We start from the raw sequence: 16,853 nt of genomic DNA, 5'->3' as shown, positions 1-16,853 counted from the left end.
GTATATAAAACCTCCATAATCCCTTGTATGGCGAGAAAACGATTACTGATAGAATCAAAATGTTTAACCTGGCTTCAGGGGTTCATACTTAATTTTGATTTTGCGGCGAAGTCTCTGTTTTACTTTTTCAGGTACACCTTCCAGAGTAACCCCGTCAGGTGTTATTGTTAAACCTGTCTTCGGACCGAAAAGCCAGCGAAATTTCCTTACTCCCGCTAACACATACAGCGGTCCATCCTTTACGGCTAAGGTTCGATATTGCATCACATGAGCTTTCCCAAGGATTCTGAGAAACCCTTTAAGAACTTTTCCTTTCAGTCCTTTTATCTGGTCACATACAACAATATTGTCATCTTTGTATTTAAGGAATCGATAAGTAATGACTCTCTCATATATAACTTTTATTGGTGGCTTTGAATCAAGGTCTTTATAAGAGATACTCTTTTCCTGGGATTCCCAAAAGAGCGTAATATTAGCAGCCAGATATGGGATATCTGTATCATCTGTTTCCTTAATTACTTTGCTCCGATTATAGTCGATTACCATATTCCGCTTAAATTTGCAAGCTCTGTCTACATAGTCAGGGACATCCTGATCATGGCAATTCACACTCTTAAAAGCCTGATACCATTCTTTATAACCGATAAAAAGAGGGAGAGTTTCTTCCGGCGATTCGCGATCTTGCCTTGCCTCATTTTCTAATAGATAAACAATATCTCATAATCTAATCACCCCCCCTATTGTTTTCAAAAATTAACAATTTCCTGATAAATTTTGTCAATGATTCATTTATAATCAAGAAAAAAGTAATAAATAAAACCTCATAATTTACTACCAAATTACTCTTGCTATATGAACATTTTATTTGTAAATGAGAGCGATGTGGTTGTTAGACAATTGTGAACTAAATTATCAAAACAAGGAGTTTTGATTCTCCCCACCATAATGTAGTAACCCATTAGCAGGTGTTTGTCTAGCACAAGATCATACTGTTTTAAAACAGATTTCAGAAAGGCATTTTAAGAAATGTCTCTATAAATTGTTGTTTTGTCTGGTGAGAGTTACAAAGGTTGTGTCATTATCCGAAGTAATGACACAAAACGATGCATTTGCTTATTACCAGACAGTCTGCACAACTTATACATCAATCTTCATCTAAATGACTACCACTCAGAATTTTCAAGCCAATTATCAGGTTGTGATACAAAGTTGCTTATATTTTCGAGTAGAACACAATGACTTTTTTCCTCCTTTGCTAATGTTAAAAATATTTTCTTTTTATGTGGGTCTTTTTCCTCATCTGCTCTTTCCTGAACCAATATTGTCACCATTAATGAAGCCCACCAACTTTTCCAGGTGACGAGAAAACTCAGTTACCGGGCCTTCTACTTTGTTCTTTACAGTCTTGGTCTCCGCCTGGGTGAAGGACTACGTCTTGAGGTTAGCGATGTCGATTCTCAGCGAATGCGGGTGCATATCCGCGATAGCAAAGGCAATAAAGACCGTTTCGTACCCCTGCCAAAGGTAACCCTGAATCTCTTACGCCGTTTTTGGCTTGTTCATCGCAATCCTGTCTTTCTATTTCCAGGCCGTCATGGTGGCTTGAAATCAGCCCACCTGGCAAAAACACCTCTGAATAGAAATGGCGTTCAGGCCACTCTGCGTAAGGTAGCCCGGGAGTGTGGAATTAAAAAAAAATTACACCACACAGTCTGCGACACAGCTACGCAACCCATCTGATTGAGGCGGGTGTTGATCTGCTTGAAGTACAAAAAATCCTCGGCCACCACAGTATTTTAACCACTGCCAAATATACCCACCTGACCTCTCATACAAATCGTAATGCCTTGCAATTAATTAATGATTTGATGAATGGTTTTTCCATAGAATGGGGGAATGTTATATGATATCTCTCTCCTCTATAATTGAGACCTTCATTGCTGACTTTATCACTCTTTATCATGGTTCGATCCTGCCAAGTCAATTCAAAGCCCTGGCAGCCATGAAGGATTGTCGCACTACGCAAAGCCGCGTCATGCTGGTCCAATGTAATGACTGTGAAAAACAGGTTTTTGTACCGCACTCCTGCGGTAACCGCAATTGTCCTCATTGTCAGAGTCATGAGTGTCAGCAGTGGTTGGAGCGTCAACTGAAAAAAGAAGTGCCTGCTGACTATTTTATGCTCACCTTTACTATACCCAAAGAGCTTCGATCATTAGCATGGCAGCATCAACGCTTGCTTTACTCGATAATGATACAGTGTTGTTGGGAAACCGTAAAAACCTTTGTCCAAAATGACAGCGTATTACAAGGAAACGCTGGAGCCATCACTGTTTTGCACACCCACTCTCGCTCTCTCGATTACCACCCGCATATCCATCTGGTAATGCCAGCCGGGGCCATCAATCAGAAGAAAACGCTTTGGAGCTTCAAAAAAAGCGAAGGAAAGACGCGGTACCTTTTCAATCACAAAGCGCTGGCTAAAGTGTTTCGAGCAAAAATGCTCGATGCCGTGAACAAAGCGGCTCTTACGCTTCCAGTTAATTATCCCAAAACATGGGTCGTCGATTGCAAATTTGTCGGCAACGGTGAAAAGGCACTGGTCTATCTTGGTCGTTATCTCTACAAAGGGGTCATTCAAGAGAAAGATATTATTACGTGCAAAGATGGTCAGGTGACCTTTCGTTACCAGGATAGTAAGAGCAAAAAAATGCTCACAAGAACACTTCCCGGCCCGCAGTTTCTCAGGTTGATTCTCCAGCATGTTCTACCCAAAGGTTTCAGGCGAACACGGAACTTTGGTTTCCTCCACCCTAATAGCAAACGCTTGATTGCATTGCTTCAGTACCTTACCGGTATCAACCCGAATAAGTCGTCAGCCTGGTTCAGAGAGCGTCCAAAGCTTACGTGCAAATGCTGTGGAGGAATAATGAAGATCATAAAAACGATGATACCTCCATCACACAAATCCAGGTCTTTCCCCTACAAGTTAACAAAAGAGGAGGCTGTTCTGGTTATGTAATCGAATCCGCTATGCATCTAAGATTTGCAAAAACGGCATTATCGGGTCGAGATGGCCCCCGTTTGCCCAAATTTGAGGTAAAATGGCCGAAAAACCATGTTCTGTAGCTCCTAAAGCATGACGACAGCAATTGAAAAATCCACTTCTTTGGCTTCATAGCTTCTGCGGTAAAAAAGAGAAGCAATCTTCATAAGATATTTTCTTATACAATGTTTAGCACCCAAACAACGGGCTTGTCCAACAAACGGTTCAGATTGTGGTTCGTCCCTCACACAATATAACCTTATTCGTTAGACAATTGTGAACTAAATTATCAAAACAAGGAGTTTTGATTCTCCCCACCATAATGTAGTAACCCATTAGCAGGTGTTTGTCTAGCACAAGATCATACTGTTTTAAAACAGATTTCAGAAAGGCATTTTAAGAAATGTCTCTATAAATTGTTGTTTTGTCTGGTGAGAATTACAAAGGTTGTGTCATTATCCGAAATAATGACACAAAACGATGCATTTGCTTATTACCAGACAGTCTGCACAACTTATACATCAATCCTCATCTAAATGATACCACTCAGAATTTTCAAGCCAATTATCAGGTTGTGATACAAAGTTGCTTATATTTTCGAGTAGAACACAATGATTTTTTTCCTCCTTTGCTAATGTTAAAAATATTTTCTTTTTATGTGGGTCTTTTTCCTCATCTGCTCTTTCCTGATAAAATTTTTCGCTAGCTGTCTCAACTGCCAAAGCCTTTTTATAAAATTCTACTTGTGAAACATCAACATCAATTTCTTTTTCTTCTTTCATTTTTATAAAAATATTTTTTACATTTGTTAATACTTCAGTATCCGCCGAATATTGTATTTTATCATTTTTTTGCATACTCAAGATTACATTATAGTGTTTGGCCTCAGATTCAGCCATCATAGTCAGTATACTCTTAATACCCGTATTATTTGTTTTCTCAGCCAGATCATGGTAAAAATGTTTACCGTCTAGTTCCATTTGCATTGCATATTTATATATATCCATTCAATACACTCCTTTTAGATTATTGATTATCTTAGTATTTAGACAAATGCACCTTTCATATATTTTTCTATTGCCTGTCGGGCATGAAAACATATGGCATCCGTGGGAGAGTGATTACTTTTCATATTATTCTCTATTGTCTTAAAATCACTTTCTGATTTTGTAAACCAGAAATTTACTATTGAAAATTTTTCATTCTCCATAAATCACCTTTCCATGATGGAAAGGTTCATACAGAATAGCACTCTTTACATTCTTTAACTTTTCTGCTTCACTTTTTGTGAAGGCGAAAATATCCAGAGAAAAATCCCTACCGGGAAAAAGCCTGCTCAAGAAAAGCCTTCTCTTGTGCGGGTTAAAATCAGAATCCCAAATTACTGCAATATCCAGATCACTCTCTTCCGTATACTCCCCTCTAGCGTAAGAACCGAAGAGCATGATTGCTTCCGGTGAAACGGTATTAACAATTTTATTTTTGTATTATATCAATTTTATTCCCATCTAACATCTTTTCAATTTCCTTTATCTCGGCCTTTATGTTTTGGATTTCTATAATACGAATATAGTAATGATATTCATATACACCAGATTATTATATAAAGCTCTGCACAACTGAGCATTTATCCATTTATATCACTGTAAAATATAAACCTACATATTGTTGAAGTCAAGAAATAAGAGAGGTTATATCATCTCTATCATTATACTCATCTTTATCAGCATACCGACAGATTTCCTTAATTGTCGATGCGTTGCCAATTGATAAGCTGAAAACCTCTTTTCTGAAATCATCCTTTTTATCAATTATAAGGCTGTAACTCTCAATAAAATGAGTTATCAACTCGTAACCGTGCTTTCTATTCAGATTGTGGACCTCCAGCTTATCAAGGGAGTACAGAAGTAGAGACAGGTCACCAATCTCTCCAGGATCCGAACTCCGCGCGATATTAAGTACCGGTTGCTTATCAAGAATCTATCTATACCTGTTCGGCAAGTAGACATAAACAACTTATAAAATGCACTCTCTTTTTGTTATATTTTTGAACAATTTGTTAAAAATCACCCAATTTAGTTAATTTTTTTTTATAGCTACCCCGGCATAACACATTCTCAATCCCGACCTAGAGACTCTTGCCTGACACACTGGCAGACAGGGAACTAATGAAGGCATTACTGATTTTGACAAAGATATTTACAGCCTTCCAGGAAGATGAAGAGGCAATTAATCTTACAATGGTATAATAGTTGCTATCTATACTCAAAGAAAGAGTCTGACTGTTATCGCTGAGAGTTAGAAACAGCAATAGAGTTGTGAAGATATAAAATTATTTAAGCATATGAGAAGGAGTCTGGACAATGCGTTTAGCAAGTATGAACCAATTGGCAATTTCAGTTAAAGAAGCATTAGGAGCCCTTACTATAGACAATCAGACAGAAGTTAACGAGGAGGTTTCGACTATACAAAATAGTTATATGGACTCAGTAGAGTTCAGCGACAGGGCAATACAACTTTCCATGGGATTGAATACTGAAACATACCCCAAAAATGAGGCTGATACGGAGCAGAGACGAGAAGAAAATCCTGTTACAGACCAAGGAAAGGATCCTGCCGTTACAGGAGCATTATCACTCAACGTTTTGGCTTGAACAAGCAGAGAACTTAACATAATTGATATGAAGGAAGAAGTTGCAAAACAGTTACAAAGATGTTTATACTTGCATATTTCGTATTACCTTTTTAATATTTTGTTTCTCTACAGACATAGTATTGATATTGAGGTTAAAGGTTTGGAAAAGACAGTAAGAGCAAAACGAGGCCTAAAGTTTCCTGTTGTTTTGACAGTAAAAGAAGTGGACATGTCAGGCGTCGTCATATCAGCGGAAACGCTATTCAAACTACAGTAGCTAATTCCGTAAAAAACAATGTTCTCCAGGCATGCTACTGTCCATACATTGAGGTACTCTTTTGCGAACACATTTTTTTTTAAATGGAGTAAATTGAGGAAAATCCAGTAGTTGCCCGGACGAAAAACAACAATACAACGATAATTTTATTCTTATGTTGTCAGAAATGTGTAAAATGAATCCGGATCCCACTTGTTATCATAATGAAGAATAACAAACCCGTTTGCTCACCCTGATGAATCCGTTCGGACACGGGAAACCGGCACAACAGAAAACAGAAGATGTCAATAAAACACTCAAAAATGAAGGGCCCATATCAAAATACAGTAATAATACTGGCGGTTCTGGTTGTTATAAGTATGGTCACAAGGTTATTATTTATGGGAACATATCTGGAAGGGTGGGACAGTATTGACTTTGCCCTTGGTCTTCATGATTATGATATTGCTTACTATCAGCCACATTTTCCAGGCTATCCTGTGTATATGTTTTTCTGCCGGCTGGTCCATATTTTTGTAGACAATGATGTGATTGCCTTAACTGTACCGGGGGCTGTATTGGGCAGCATTACATTAGTGCCGTTTTTTTTTCTGACAAGGAGGATGTTTACTGAAAACACAGCATGGCTTGCTGTGTTTCTATACATTGTCAATCCATTGTGCTGGCTGCAATCGGAGAAGGCACTATCGGATGCGGCCGGTTTGTTCTTTGCAATGGCGTCAGTCCAATTATTTTTTTATGCATCTACTTCAGGGGAGAATGCTTTACGATATCTTATTTTCGGCAGTGTGATGCTGGGGACCTGTCTCGGTGTAAGGCTAAGTTATTTTCCGTTTGCTATCCTGTGGCTTTATACATTGTCTGTTTTATCAAAATCTGGTAACAGGAAAAAGACGATAGTTTACGGGGTATCTGCTTTTATTATTGGAATTTGTATATGGTTGGTCCCTCTGGCATGTTATACAGGGGTCAAGCCACTCATAGTAAATGGCTTTGGCTTTACATCCGGACATTTCAGCGACTGGGGAGGTTCGATAGCAACTTCTCAGAACATTATTTCAAGATTTCAGGATTTTGTGTGGTGTCTCTTTTGTAACGGGCTTGGTTTCTGGTGTTATGATACATCTGCTTTTCGTATGTTACCATCCATCATAATGGGGACGGGTATAATCTTTTATTTGATTCACACAGGCTATGGTTTCAAAACAAGATTTATAATAATATGTGTACTGCCATATTTCCTGTGGGTATTTTTGGGACAGAATCTGGAAAAACCGCGTCATGCCATACCTTTAATTCCACTTGCCATAATCTGTATATCCGCAGGCCTTGAACGGTTTGAACATTTTCTGCACAATTACTCAAATGTGAATAAATTCAGGTATAGCTTTCTATCTCCTTATAATTTATTTGTTGGTATTTTGATTGTAAGCATGAGTATCATATCAACAAGGCTTGTATATACCCATAAGATAGAACCTGCAGCTCAAACACAACTGCTTAATTATGTGCAACGTAATTACAATGTCAGCTCCACACGTGTTTATTGCTGGGAGACGAAGAGGTTATTTGAGTATTACGCTCCCTTACTGGATATAAGGAGGGTCAGAAATATTGATGATCTGCGGTACGATGTGGGCGCCTCGCTGGTTGTGCCGGAAGTATTATTATCGACATCCAGGGTTAATGGGATCAATTCTATAACGAACTGTTCAAATGTAGTCGCTGAATTTAAGAACAATCGTTATATTAGTAATTCATATCATGAGATTACACTTTATGATTTAAGTTTACTCAAATGAATAATAACCATCAGAACAAACGCTGGTTTTCTATCTTTCACCCGGAAAAATTTCACCTGATGCTTTATTACTCCACTACGAGTTTTATTGTAATAGGTATTGTATGTTTTGTAGTTGGTGAGTTTTTTTCAAGGATTGAGAAAAATGATTTGATAGAGAGGAGCGAGAAATACGCGGGATATATCGTTGATCATATTAACCTTGAGATGTATGAAGAATTCTTTGCTCCGACAATGAGTAAGTATGGTTATGTAGACCTTGAGAATAATCGGGACCAGTTTAACAGCCTTGACAAAGTAATAAAGAGCAATATCTACGGTTTCAATCTGAAGAAGTTATATCTCTTTGATAGAAACGGGCAGATTGTTTACAGTAATATTCCGGAACACATAGGTTATGTCCTGGAAATGGGCGACAATTTACAGCTGGACTCAGCTATAAGGGGTATTTCTGCTTCCGCGCTTCAGGAACCGGGAATGAAAGATTCAAAAGGTGTAATTGTGGATAAATTGCTGCTTGAGAGTTATTATCCTGTTTATGAATATAACAAAGGGATAGTTAATAGAGAGAAGCAGACAGGAGTCATGGAAATATACCAGAATATGGAGGAACTGGATATCCAGATATCAAGTGCGCACCAAAAGGCCGTTCTAATAACTGGTGCGAGCATGGGGTTACTATTCCTTATACTGCTTCTGATTATTAAGAAGGCGTCTAATGTGATTCAATTGAAGACGGACCAGCTTGTAGAGGCGAGGGACAACCTGGAGGAGAAGGTAGATGCGAGAACACATGAGATTAAGCAGACGTTCGAAAAACTGCAGGAGACACAAAAACGCCTGGGCAGGTCTGAAAAACTGGCCGGGATAGGGACTCTGGCAGCAGGGGTCGCGCATGAAATTAATAACCCACTGGCATCTGTCGCAAGTTGTGCTGAGGGTCTTATGGACCGTATAGATAATGTAGATTTCAAGACGAAGGATGATGAAGAGGTTTTTCCTGACTATTTGAAGACAATTTATGATGAGACTTACAGGTGTAAGGCTATAATTTCCAAATTACTGGACTTTTCCAGAAGACAGGTGCCGGTATTCGATAAGGTAAATGTGAATGTACTGGTGGCCAATGTCGTTAAGTTGATAGGAAGGCAAAAAGAGCGGGAAAAGATTAGTGTTGAACTGAATTATAGTCCCGAACCTACTATTATCTATGGAGATATAAATCAACTCCAGCAGGTTTTTCTGAATATGATCTTGAATGCGTTTGATGCGACAGCAGACGGAGGAAAAATTAAGATAACAACAACAAGGATTGATAACTATGCCAAAATAATCTTTGAGGATGCAGGTTGCGGTATTGCTCCTGAGAATTTAGATAAGATTTTCGAACCGTTTTTTTCAACTAAATCAACAGGGAAAGGTACCGGACTTGGATTATCCATTTGTTACGGTATTATAGAAGAGCATAAAGGAAAGATTTCAGTGAGTAGTAATGGAGTAGGGAAAGGTACGGTGTTTACGATATCTCTGCCGGTATAATGTAGAAATGTGGAGTGTATCATCCGTGATGATACGTATTAAAGCAGTAACACGGTTACTGCACTCCAAATTAATTCCGCAGATGTTCTTTATCATATTTATTCATAAAATCTTTATAGTTTGAGAAAGATAGATGAAAGCTCTTATTCATTAAAGATTTTCTGACATGGATCACTCCGTCTTCATCAAGATTATCAGATAGGAGTAGTTTGAGTTCTTCGATAGTTGCGGTGTCCACGTCCGCATTCTCTAAAGATTCTATCTGCTCTAAAATAGACTGGATAAACAGGTGAAGCACATCTTCTTCGTCGATCATATGTTTCCTCGTATATGCATTTATATATATGTAAATTTCAATATTTATAATCTTTTGACTCTTAACATGTCCTATTTTGTTTTTTATTTATTATCGGTGACTCTGATACATTCTTTAGAAAAAAATATTTATCACAGTGACCTCATTAATATAATCATTGAAGGGACAGAAGGATGTAATATATAATGCCCGGATTGTAATAATTAAAGATAGCTGAAAGACCTATTATGAAGAAAAAAATTAAACTTCTTTTTGTGGATGATGATAAGACATTCAGTAAGGTTATGAGGAAGGAATTAACCCGCCTGGGTCACTCAGTCGTTTGTTCCGATTGTGGTGAGGCTGCTATTGACACATTAAGAACACGAAACTTTGAGGTAATAATACTCGATATTAAGATGCCGGGTATTGGTGGTCTTCAGACACTCAGGCGTGTAAAAGAGATTGATCCTGAAGTAGAGGTAATAATGCTTACCGGAAGAGCTACTATTGAAAGCGCTGTTGAGTCGATGAAGATGGGCGCATATGATTATATTACAAAACCCTGCAGGCTTAACGAATTAGACTTGCTCTTGAAGAAAGCTTATGAAAAGAGACAGATTTTTAAAGAAAACGCTTCTTTGAAGAGACTGGCAAGCAGCAGGGAACGGGATAAAGTCATGATAAGCCAGAGTGACAAAATGAAGCAGCTTTTCAATCTTATAAACAAGGTTGCGGTTACAGGATCTACAGTGCTTATTCAGGGCGAGAGTGGTACGGGAAAGGAGCTTGTTGCCAGGGATATTCATCACAAAAGTGAACGAAACAGATATCCATTTGTTGCTGTTAATTGCGCGACCCTTCAGGACACACTTCTTGAGAGTGAGCTATTCGGCCATGTAAAGGGTGCGTTTACGGGTGCCCATGAAACACGCCTGGGGCTTTTTGAGGTTGCGGACAAAGGGACACTGTTTCTTGATGAGGTTGGTGAGTTGCCAATAAATATTCAGGCGAAATTACTGAGAGTGTTGGAGTCCGGTGAAATTCGCAGATTGGGAGACAGCAAGGTGATTTTTATAGACACCAGGATTATAACCGCTACAAATAAGGACCTTGCATCTTTGGTAAAAAGAGGCTCTTTTCGGGAAGACCTGTTTTTCAGGATTAATATAGTTCGCGTATCCCTGCCACCATTGCGAGAAAGGGATGATGATATACCGTTACTTGCACAGCATTTTCTTTCAACACATAAAACGTGTGATACGGAAAAAAAGTTTTCTCCTGACGCGCTTGAATGTATGAAGAGATATGCCTGGCCCGGTAATATTAGAGAGCTAGAGAATTTTGTAGAAAAGATGAATATTATTGTTGATGATGATAAAATAGGTGTTTGTGATCTGCCTGAAGAGATCAGAGGATTTATAGAGACTGAAGATTATGTTCGTAATGCTGACGTATCCCTCTCTGACCTTGAGAAGCAGCATATTATTAATACCATGGCGAAAATGAATGGAAACAAGACGCGAGTAGCCGACACCCTGGGCATATCTATAAAGACCCTGTATAATAAGTTAAAATCTTACAATATTCCTTATGATTTAAAATGACATCCTTTTAACCTGTTAGGAGATAATATTATGCCAGACTATTTTGATTGTCCAAATTGCGGGGCAGAGGTGCCGATAAAAGCAAAATCATGTCCTGATTGTGGTTCAGATGAGAAAACCGGATGGTCTGAGGATACTATGTATGACGGGCTGGACCTTCCCACATTTGATGAACCAGATATGCGGACAAAGACATCTGTATTGCAAAGTAAATTAATGTATTATATCGTGGCGATTCTTACAATTATTGCATTTGTGTTATTTTACATTTTGTAGCGAATTCTATAAAATTCCAACTTGATTGGGAGTACGGGATGTTTATAGGTTGTCTGCCAGAACAGTCTGCATGATATTAAGAATGAAGTTTATTGATTTGTGATTTTAGCTTAGGGTTCGATAAGAAATTAAATCGTTGTAAAAATGGCTATTCCTTTAAAAACACAGACAGGTGAGTCGAAAGCCTGGGAGATTCTTGGGGGCCTTGACCCTCAAAATGTATGCAGCAAGGCAAAAGTGACTTATGATAGCTCCTTCAATATATATACTTTGAATTCATTTGGTCAGGCTATAATTGTTTCCATGGCAGGCAAAACAATTGATAGTGATTCAAAAGAAAGTGATTTGTTACTTAATAAACTTGGAGACTATTCCAGGTTATCAATTCTCTGGTATCTTATAAATGCAAAGGATATTGCCTTTTCAAAAAAACTGGTAAGGCCGGAAAACCTGAAAGGAGGAAATATATATTCAAAAGGAACACATGTACTTCCTCTTGGCAGAATTGTTGACAAATACGGCAGTGATATTGAAGGGTTTTTACACAGAGGTGTGGAAATCGGAAGTGAAATATTGAATTACGGAGATGTGTCTCTGAGGCTATTTCCTTTACCAAGGGTCCCGGTTACAATAATATTATGGAAGGGCGATGAAGAGTTTTCTCCCAGAGCGGACTTTTTATTTGATTCTACTTGTGAACATCATCTACCAGTAGATATTCTCTGGTCAACTGCCATGATGAGTGTTTTGGTAATGCTTTCGTAAAAGAGCTGATTTTTTTCTATGATTCACAGATGATAAATTCGAGTCCGCTTTCAATTGCATATTTTATCTCTCCTCATGGGTACGGTCATGCCTCACGGGCTTGTGCCGTAATGGCGGCCATGCATGAACTTAATCCATCTATAAAATTTGAAATATATACAACAATTCCACAGTGGTTCTTTGAACAATCAATTTCAGGGATTTTCAGATATCACAGTTTGTTGACGGATATAGGCATTGTTCAGAAAACACCTTTGCGTGAAGATTTACCTGAGACTCTTCGCAGGCTTAATAACTTCCTGCCTTTTGACCCATCTCGGATTATCAGCTTAACAGATGAAATAAAAAAGGCAAATTGCAGATTTATTATCTGTGATATCTCTCCGATGGGGATTGAGGTAGCACGGGAGTCTCATGTACCTTCTATATTGATTGAAAACTTTACCTGGGACTGGGTATATGACAATTATTTGAGCACAGAATTTCCCGCAGGTAAATTTGTTGATTATCTAAGGGGGATATACAGTTTTGTAGATTACCACATTCAAACAGAACCTGTATGCTCCTATCGGAATGCAGATCTCTGTACAATGCCTGTCAGTCGTAAGGTAAGAGTTACTTCACGACTAATCAGACAAAGACTGAGAATACCCGATAGAGCAAAGGTAGTGTTGATTACAATGGGAGGTATACCTGAAAAATATATGTTCTTAGACAAACTGAAATACCACACCGATAACTATTTCATTATCCCCGGCGGTAACCAAACAGTTCAGCTTGTTGATAATTTAGCACTGCTACCCCATCACTCTGATTTCTTTCATCCGGATATTGTCAATGCATGCGATGCCGTGGTTGGTAAGCTCGGTTATAGTACTCTTGCAGAGATCTATCATTCCGAAGTTCCTTATGGATATATTCCACGACCTAATTTTAAGGAATCGGATGTACTTGAGGAGTTTGTAAAGGGCCAAATGCATGGCTTTGCCATTTCTGAGTCACAATTTCAAGAAGGGAGCTGGCTCTCTTCTCTTCCGGAAATTATGGAGATTTCAAGAGTAAAACGAAAGGGGCCAAATGGTGCGGCAGAAATAGCCAGGTTCATTTGCAACTTGCCAGACATAAAGTCTCAGGCGCTGTTTGGAAAACAAACGTAACTTTAGTGAGAGCAATCATATTAAATGCCTTTTGTTCGTTCCAAAACAAAAAAACAGACATAAGTTTCAAAAATAGACAATAAGTCTGTTTCATACAAAAAACGATAGCAGCTTTGCAGTAATTATAACAACAACAACTGTATAAGTATATGAAATTCCAGCAGTTAAGATGTTTGAAAAAAAAGTTAATTTACCTCTGTTTAGCCAGTCTTTGGCATCGAAATAGCGGTGTCTAAGATATTACATTATTAAATTGATTTATTGAATTTGAATTATCTGAGTTTTAATGATCTATGAAATGTCTGTAATCAATACTTTATTCTCACTATAAATATGGATGATATAAAAAAGGCATCCGAGCAATTTGTCATTCTTGACCACTCCCCAATTGGTCATTTTATTCTCAGGAAGGATTTAGTAGTTATTTTCTGGAATAAATGTATGGAGGATTGGTCCGGTATTTTCAGGGATAAAATTGTTGGAACAGACCTTGCAACTCACTTTTCACACCTTGAGGATGGTAAGTACATTAGCCGTATAAAAGGTATATTTCAATGCAGTGCACCAATTACATTCCCATCACAAGTTGATAAATATTTTATACCATCACCTCTGCCTGGAGGAAAATATCGTATTCAAAGCACATTTGTTACTTCCATTCCCGCACAGGAAAATGGAGAATATTATGCTTTTTTTTCTATACAGGATGAAACAAATGTTATGGCAGCCCTTGAAAGTAATAATAGAGCCTTGCGTCAGCTGAAAAAGGAAATAGAGGTCCGTAAACAGGCAGAAGGACAATTGGTAAAGCTTGCGCGTTATGATAATGTAACAGGCCTGGCTAATCGTTCTCTATTACGAGAAGGCCTGTTAAGAGCACTTGCTAAGACACGTCGTAATCACAAAACATTTGCTTTGATGTTTCTGGATCTGGATCATTTTAAGGATATCAATGATACTATGGGTCACGATGTAGGAGATTTATTACTGAAAAGTGTTGCCGACAGATTAAAGCGTCGTGTGCGTGAAAACGATCTAGTTGCCCGCATGGGGGGAGATGAATTTGCCATACTTATTGACGACTGTACCCCTGACAATGCGGCACATATTTCACAGAGTATTCTTGATGCTCTTGCTCCATTTCATAAGTTAGATAACAATGAAGTCTTTGTAAGTTCCAGTATTGGGATTGCAATGTGTCCTGATGCCGGTGAAGACCCTGAAACTATCTGTAAGTCTGCAGATACCGCAATGTACCTCGCAAAGAAAATGGGAAGAAACAACTTCCAGTTCTTTTCACAGAAATTGCACGAACAGACAATGAAACGTATACATCTAGAAAATGATCTCAGGCGTGCTCTTGACCAGAAGGAGTTTGTTCTCTTTTACCAGCCCAAGGTAGATAAGGGTGGCAATGTTGTTGGAATGGAAGCCTTGATTCGTTGGCAACACAATACATTAGGCATGATAAGTCCAAGTAAGTTTATACCTATGGCAGAAAAAACAGGTTTAATCACTCCAATCAGTGAATGGGTGTTACATACTGCGTGTACGCAAATAAGTGAGTGGCAGAAAAACCACTACTTATCAAATAATGCGAAACTTGCAGTAAATGTCTCTCTTAGACAGTTAAAACAGGATTCTTTCTGGGACACATTACAAGAAACTCTATCTTTAACGCAACTGGAACCTCATTGTTTAGAGTTAGAATTATCTGAGAACTCTATCATGGATAATCCACAAGCAACGATTACATTACTTAATAAAATACACCAGATGGGTCCTTTTATTACAATAGATGATTTTGGAACAGGCTACTCTTCCCTGTACTACCTTAGGCGATTACCCATTGATGCCATAAAAATCGATATGTCTTTTGTGCAAGGCATTGGTAAAGATAATAATGATGAAGAAATTATTAAGGTAATAATCACTCTGGCCAGAAGTCTGGGGTTAAAGTCTGTTGCAGAGGGTGTAGAGACAAATGAGCAGGTCAATTTTCTGCATGAAAACCAGTGTGATAGTTTGCAGGGTTTTTATTTTTGTCGCCCATTACCTGCTGAAGTTGCGACACACTTTCTGAAGGAGATATCATCTGAAGAGAAGCTGGAAGAATCCCAACTTTTAATTACCGATTGAGAAATGGACGTAAGTTGTTCTTTTTTCTGAGATAGAACTATTATTCAAACTGCCTACCGTCTACGAATTTTCAATTGATACTGACCGGATTGTAACCACCATGGCGTTAATTGCAGGATGTCTCTGACAAAGAACCGGGCAACCTGAAAATTCAGAAATATTTAATAAAATCAACTAATCACCTACCGGCAAGGTAAGAGATGGACCTATGTATTTTCTCTGGCCGGACTGCAGGCTGAATAGTTGCTTGAGAAGTAAAAATGTTGATTTTGAACAGAGATCATTGTCCGCGATGTAAAACCAGGCACCACGATAAGGCACAGAAATAAAGGCATTACGTGGCTTCTGCTTACTGAACCTTACCTTGAATAACATACCACCGGGAGTTTCACCCCAATTGAATTCTTCCCCACCTTGTGTTTTAGTAACGGTAATCAATCCGGCTTTTTTGTGTTCTTCCGGAATATCTATATTCTGGGAAAGATAAAAGAGAACGCTTATAATTGAACGAGCCCGCATATTTAGCTGATTTTCTTTGGTATACAGAAAATTGGTACTGATAGAGAACTGATTGGATTGCTGTGTAACATTAAGTAATGATTTGATCTCAATGATTTCATTTTCACAATTGTGGCCTTGCTTAAAAAGCAGTATCAGATTCTTCGTATTTACGTCTAAGCCAGGGCCCATTTCGACTAATCCTTCAAGTTGCAACTGGCGTAATAATTTCAGCAAAACCCTGAATTCTTTATATTTCGGAGCTTTCTCAGGTGTTGGCCCTGAGGCTCTGGACGCGTTGTTGAGATCGTTGATTCGCTCAATGCAGACACCAAAAACCCGTTCAATACTCCAACCTGACTGTGTCATGAGCAGGATAGCATCAAGCGATATCGGAGAGAGAACACTTTTCAGAAAATCTTCTCCACGAAGTGGTGTATAAGTGATTGTCGGTTTTGTGGATTCTTTAAAACCTAAACCGGGCTCTAATGTGTTATGGGCTTTACTAAATGGAATTATTGCGTCAATTCCCACGTTTGTCTCAACAGACAAAGACGTCGTTACACTTGCAACTTCAAGGAAATATGGAGAGTCACGATATTTCAATCTAACCAGATTCAGTAACATCTGCTCATCTACCGTGTTAACAATCGCCTGGTTGTAAGCAGGATGTGCATTCTCTATGGAGCGCGGCCCAAAAGCAGACAGACAGCCACTAAAAAGAAAACATAGCAATAATAATAAGATGTTCCTGTACACAGTGCTCCTCGATTTCCACTTAAGTTGTTGTAAAAATACGTGAGTTTTTCATGATCTGG

At 38.5% G+C, this 16,853-nt stretch carries 19 protein-coding genes and 1 pseudogene; 11 read left to right on the top strand and 9 right to left on the bottom strand.

Going from position 1 to position 16,853, the window contains the following annotated elements:
• Positions 1-63: 63 nt before the first annotated feature.
• Positions 64-609: a hypothetical protein gene (locus tag SCALIN_RS21410; protein ID WP_096896468.1), complete on the bottom strand. Its 546-nt coding sequence runs from the start codon at positions 607-609 to the stop codon at positions 64-66.
• A gap of 554 nt (positions 610-1,163) precedes the next feature.
• A complete protein-coding gene (locus SCALIN_RS22505) occupies positions 1,164-1,331 on the bottom strand; it encodes a ferritin family protein (protein WP_162532466.1) in 168 nt (55 codons plus the stop codon).
• A 25-nt stretch (positions 1,332-1,356) separates the two neighbouring features.
• Here SCALIN_RS22505 and SCALIN_RS21405 point away from each other — a divergent pair.
• Positions 1,357-1,907, top strand: a pseudogene (locus SCALIN_RS21405) (tyrosine-type recombinase/integrase).
• Entirely contained in the window at positions 1,904-3,022 is a 1,119-nt protein-coding gene (locus SCALIN_RS21395) for an IS91 family transposase (protein WP_096896466.1), read from the top strand. The pseudogene SCALIN_RS21405 and the gene SCALIN_RS21395 overlap by 4 nt, the downstream one beginning before the upstream one ends.
• A 110-nt stretch (positions 3,023-3,132) precedes the next feature.
• Here the strand turns inward: SCALIN_RS21395 and SCALIN_RS22500 are convergent, their stop codons facing one another.
• From SCALIN_RS22500 to SCALIN_RS22495, 5 genes are all read right to left on the bottom strand, one after another.
• On the bottom strand, positions 3,133-3,294 hold the full coding sequence (locus tag SCALIN_RS22500; RefSeq protein ID WP_162532133.1) for a hypothetical protein: 162 nt from the start codon (positions 3,292-3,294) through the stop codon (positions 3,133-3,135).
• Between the two features lie 273 nt (positions 3,295-3,567).
• Positions 3,568-4,053: a ferritin-like domain-containing protein gene (locus tag SCALIN_RS21390; RefSeq protein WP_096896465.1), complete on the bottom strand. Its 486-nt coding sequence runs from the start codon at positions 4,051-4,053 to the stop codon at positions 3,568-3,570.
• Positions 4,054-4,091: 38 nt separating this feature from the next.
• Positions 4,092-4,256, bottom strand: a complete 165-nt coding sequence (locus SCALIN_RS21385) for a HEPN domain-containing protein (protein ID WP_096896464.1) — start codon at positions 4,254-4,256, stop codon at positions 4,092-4,094.
• Positions 4,246-4,521, bottom strand: coding sequence for a nucleotidyltransferase domain-containing protein (locus SCALIN_RS21380; protein ID WP_420885454.1), 276 nt, complete (start codon positions 4,519-4,521; stop codon positions 4,246-4,248). Before SCALIN_RS21380 ends, SCALIN_RS21385 begins: the two co-directional genes overlap by 11 nt.
• A 199-nt stretch (positions 4,522-4,720) precedes the next feature.
• The gene (locus SCALIN_RS22495) at positions 4,721-4,894 is read right to left on the bottom strand and encodes a hypothetical protein (RefSeq protein WP_162532465.1); all 174 of its coding nucleotides are present in this window, start codon (positions 4,892-4,894) and stop codon (positions 4,721-4,723) included.
• 515 nt (positions 4,895-5,409) lie between these two features.
• Between SCALIN_RS22495 and SCALIN_RS21375 the strand changes: the two genes are divergently transcribed.
• The 4 genes from SCALIN_RS21375 (at position 5,410) to SCALIN_RS21360 (ending at position 9,298) form a co-directional block, all read left to right on the top strand.
• Complete coding sequence (locus SCALIN_RS21375) at positions 5,410-5,700, top strand: hypothetical protein (RefSeq protein ID WP_096896462.1); 291 nt, start codon at positions 5,410-5,412, stop codon at positions 5,698-5,700.
• A gap of 27 nt (positions 5,701-5,727) precedes the next feature.
• Positions 5,728-5,958: a hypothetical protein gene (locus SCALIN_RS21370; protein WP_096896461.1), complete on the top strand. Its 231-nt coding sequence runs from the start codon at positions 5,728-5,730 to the stop codon at positions 5,956-5,958.
• A 281-nt stretch (positions 5,959-6,239) separates the two neighbouring features.
• Positions 6,240-7,760 carry an ArnT family glycosyltransferase gene (locus SCALIN_RS21365; RefSeq protein ID WP_096896460.1) on the top strand — a complete coding sequence of 507 codons (1,521 nt, stop codon included), beginning with the start codon at positions 6,240-6,242 and terminating at the stop codon, positions 7,758-7,760.
• Positions 7,757-9,298: a sensor histidine kinase gene (locus SCALIN_RS21360; protein ID WP_096896459.1), complete on the top strand. Its 1,542-nt coding sequence runs from the start codon at positions 7,757-7,759 to the stop codon at positions 9,296-9,298. The genes SCALIN_RS21365 and SCALIN_RS21360 overlap by 4 nt, the downstream gene beginning before the upstream one ends.
• Positions 9,299-9,368: 70 nt before the next feature.
• On the opposite strand, the gene SCALIN_RS21355 is transcribed toward SCALIN_RS21360, so the two are convergent.
• Entirely contained in the window at positions 9,369-9,614 is a 246-nt protein-coding gene (locus tag SCALIN_RS21355; RefSeq protein ID WP_096896458.1) for a hypothetical protein, read from the bottom strand.
• 227 nt (positions 9,615-9,841) lie between these two features.
• On the opposite strand from SCALIN_RS21355, the gene SCALIN_RS21350 reads away from it, so the two are divergent.
• From SCALIN_RS21350 to SCALIN_RS21330, 5 genes are all read left to right on the top strand, one after another.
• Entirely contained in the window at positions 9,842-11,200 is a 1,359-nt protein-coding gene (locus SCALIN_RS21350; RefSeq protein ID WP_203415615.1) for a sigma-54-dependent transcriptional regulator, read from the top strand.
• A 30-nt stretch (positions 11,201-11,230) separates the two neighbouring features.
• On the top strand, positions 11,231-11,476 hold the full coding sequence (locus SCALIN_RS21345) for a zinc-ribbon domain-containing protein (RefSeq protein ID WP_096896457.1): 246 nt from the start codon (positions 11,231-11,233) through the stop codon (positions 11,474-11,476).
• A gap of 144 nt (positions 11,477-11,620) precedes the next feature.
• Positions 11,621-12,241 carry a DUF3786 domain-containing protein gene (locus SCALIN_RS21340; protein ID WP_096896456.1) on the top strand — a complete coding sequence of 207 codons (621 nt, stop codon included), beginning with the start codon at positions 11,621-11,623 and terminating at the stop codon, positions 12,239-12,241.
• Positions 12,242-12,270: 29 nt separating this feature from the next.
• Positions 12,271-13,398, top strand: coding sequence for a glycosyltransferase family protein (locus tag SCALIN_RS21335; RefSeq protein ID WP_096896455.1), 1,128 nt, complete (start codon positions 12,271-12,273; stop codon positions 13,396-13,398).
• Between the two features lie 333 nt (positions 13,399-13,731).
• Positions 13,732-15,537, top strand: coding sequence for a sensor domain-containing protein (locus SCALIN_RS21330; RefSeq protein ID WP_096896454.1), 1,806 nt, complete (start codon positions 13,732-13,734; stop codon positions 15,535-15,537).
• A gap of 174 nt (positions 15,538-15,711) precedes the next feature.
• Here SCALIN_RS21330 and SCALIN_RS21325 read toward each other — a convergent pair whose 3' ends face one another.
• The gene (locus tag SCALIN_RS21325) at positions 15,712-16,794 is read right to left on the bottom strand and encodes a hypothetical protein (RefSeq protein ID WP_133112148.1); all 1,083 of its coding nucleotides are present in this window, start codon (positions 16,792-16,794) and stop codon (positions 15,712-15,714) included.
• Positions 16,795-16,853: the final 59 nt, after the last annotated feature.

The sequence above is a fragment of the Candidatus Scalindua japonica genome (assembly GCF_002443295.1).
In the GTDB taxonomy this organism is placed as follows: Bacteria; Planctomycetota; Brocadiia; order Brocadiales; family Scalinduaceae; genus Scalindua; species Scalindua japonica.
The sequence above is the reverse complement of the archived record's forward strand: the minus strand, read 5'-3'. Positions and strand labels throughout refer to the sequence as shown.

Bases quoted from the DNA above. Each gene is read 5' to 3' on its own strand.
- SCALIN_RS21360 (WP_096896459.1), top strand. From the start codon at position 7,757: ATGAATAATAACCATCAGAACAAACGCTGGTTTTCTATCTTTCACCCG.
- SCALIN_RS21365 (WP_096896460.1), top strand. From the start codon at position 6,240: ATGTCAATAAAACACTCAAAAATGAAGGGCCCATATCAAAATACAGTA.
- SCALIN_RS21390 (WP_096896465.1), bottom strand. From the start codon at position 4,053: ATGGATATATATAAATATGCAATGCAAATGGAACTAGACGGTAAACAT.
- SCALIN_RS21345 (WP_096896457.1), top strand. From the start codon at position 11,231: ATGCCAGACTATTTTGATTGTCCAAATTGCGGGGCAGAGGTGCCGATA.
- SCALIN_RS21340 (WP_096896456.1), top strand. From the start codon at position 11,621: ATGGCTATTCCTTTAAAAACACAGACAGGTGAGTCGAAAGCCTGGGAG.
- SCALIN_RS21355 (WP_096896458.1), bottom strand. From the start codon at position 9,614: ATGATCGACGAAGAAGATGTGCTTCACCTGTTTATCCAGTCTATTTTA.
- SCALIN_RS21335 (WP_096896455.1), top strand. From the start codon at position 12,271: ATGATAAATTCGAGTCCGCTTTCAATTGCATATTTTATCTCTCCTCAT.
- SCALIN_RS22505 (WP_162532466.1), bottom strand. From the start codon at position 1,331: ATGGTGACAATATTGGTTCAGGAAAGAGCAGATGAGGAAAAAGACCCA.
- SCALIN_RS21330 (WP_096896454.1), top strand. From the start codon at position 13,732: ATGGATGATATAAAAAAGGCATCCGAGCAATTTGTCATTCTTGACCAC.
- SCALIN_RS21375 (WP_096896462.1), top strand. From the start codon at position 5,410: ATGCGTTTAGCAAGTATGAACCAATTGGCAATTTCAGTTAAAGAAGCA.
- SCALIN_RS21370 (WP_096896461.1), top strand. From the start codon at position 5,728: ATGAAGGAAGAAGTTGCAAAACAGTTACAAAGATGTTTATACTTGCAT.
- SCALIN_RS21395 (WP_096896466.1), top strand. From the start codon at position 1,904: ATGATATCTCTCTCCTCTATAATTGAGACCTTCATTGCTGACTTTATC.
- SCALIN_RS21385 (WP_096896464.1), bottom strand. From the start codon at position 4,256: ATGGAGAATGAAAAATTTTCAATAGTAAATTTCTGGTTTACAAAATCA.
- SCALIN_RS21350 (WP_203415615.1), top strand. From the start codon at position 9,842: ATGAAGAAAAAAATTAAACTTCTTTTTGTGGATGATGATAAGACATTC.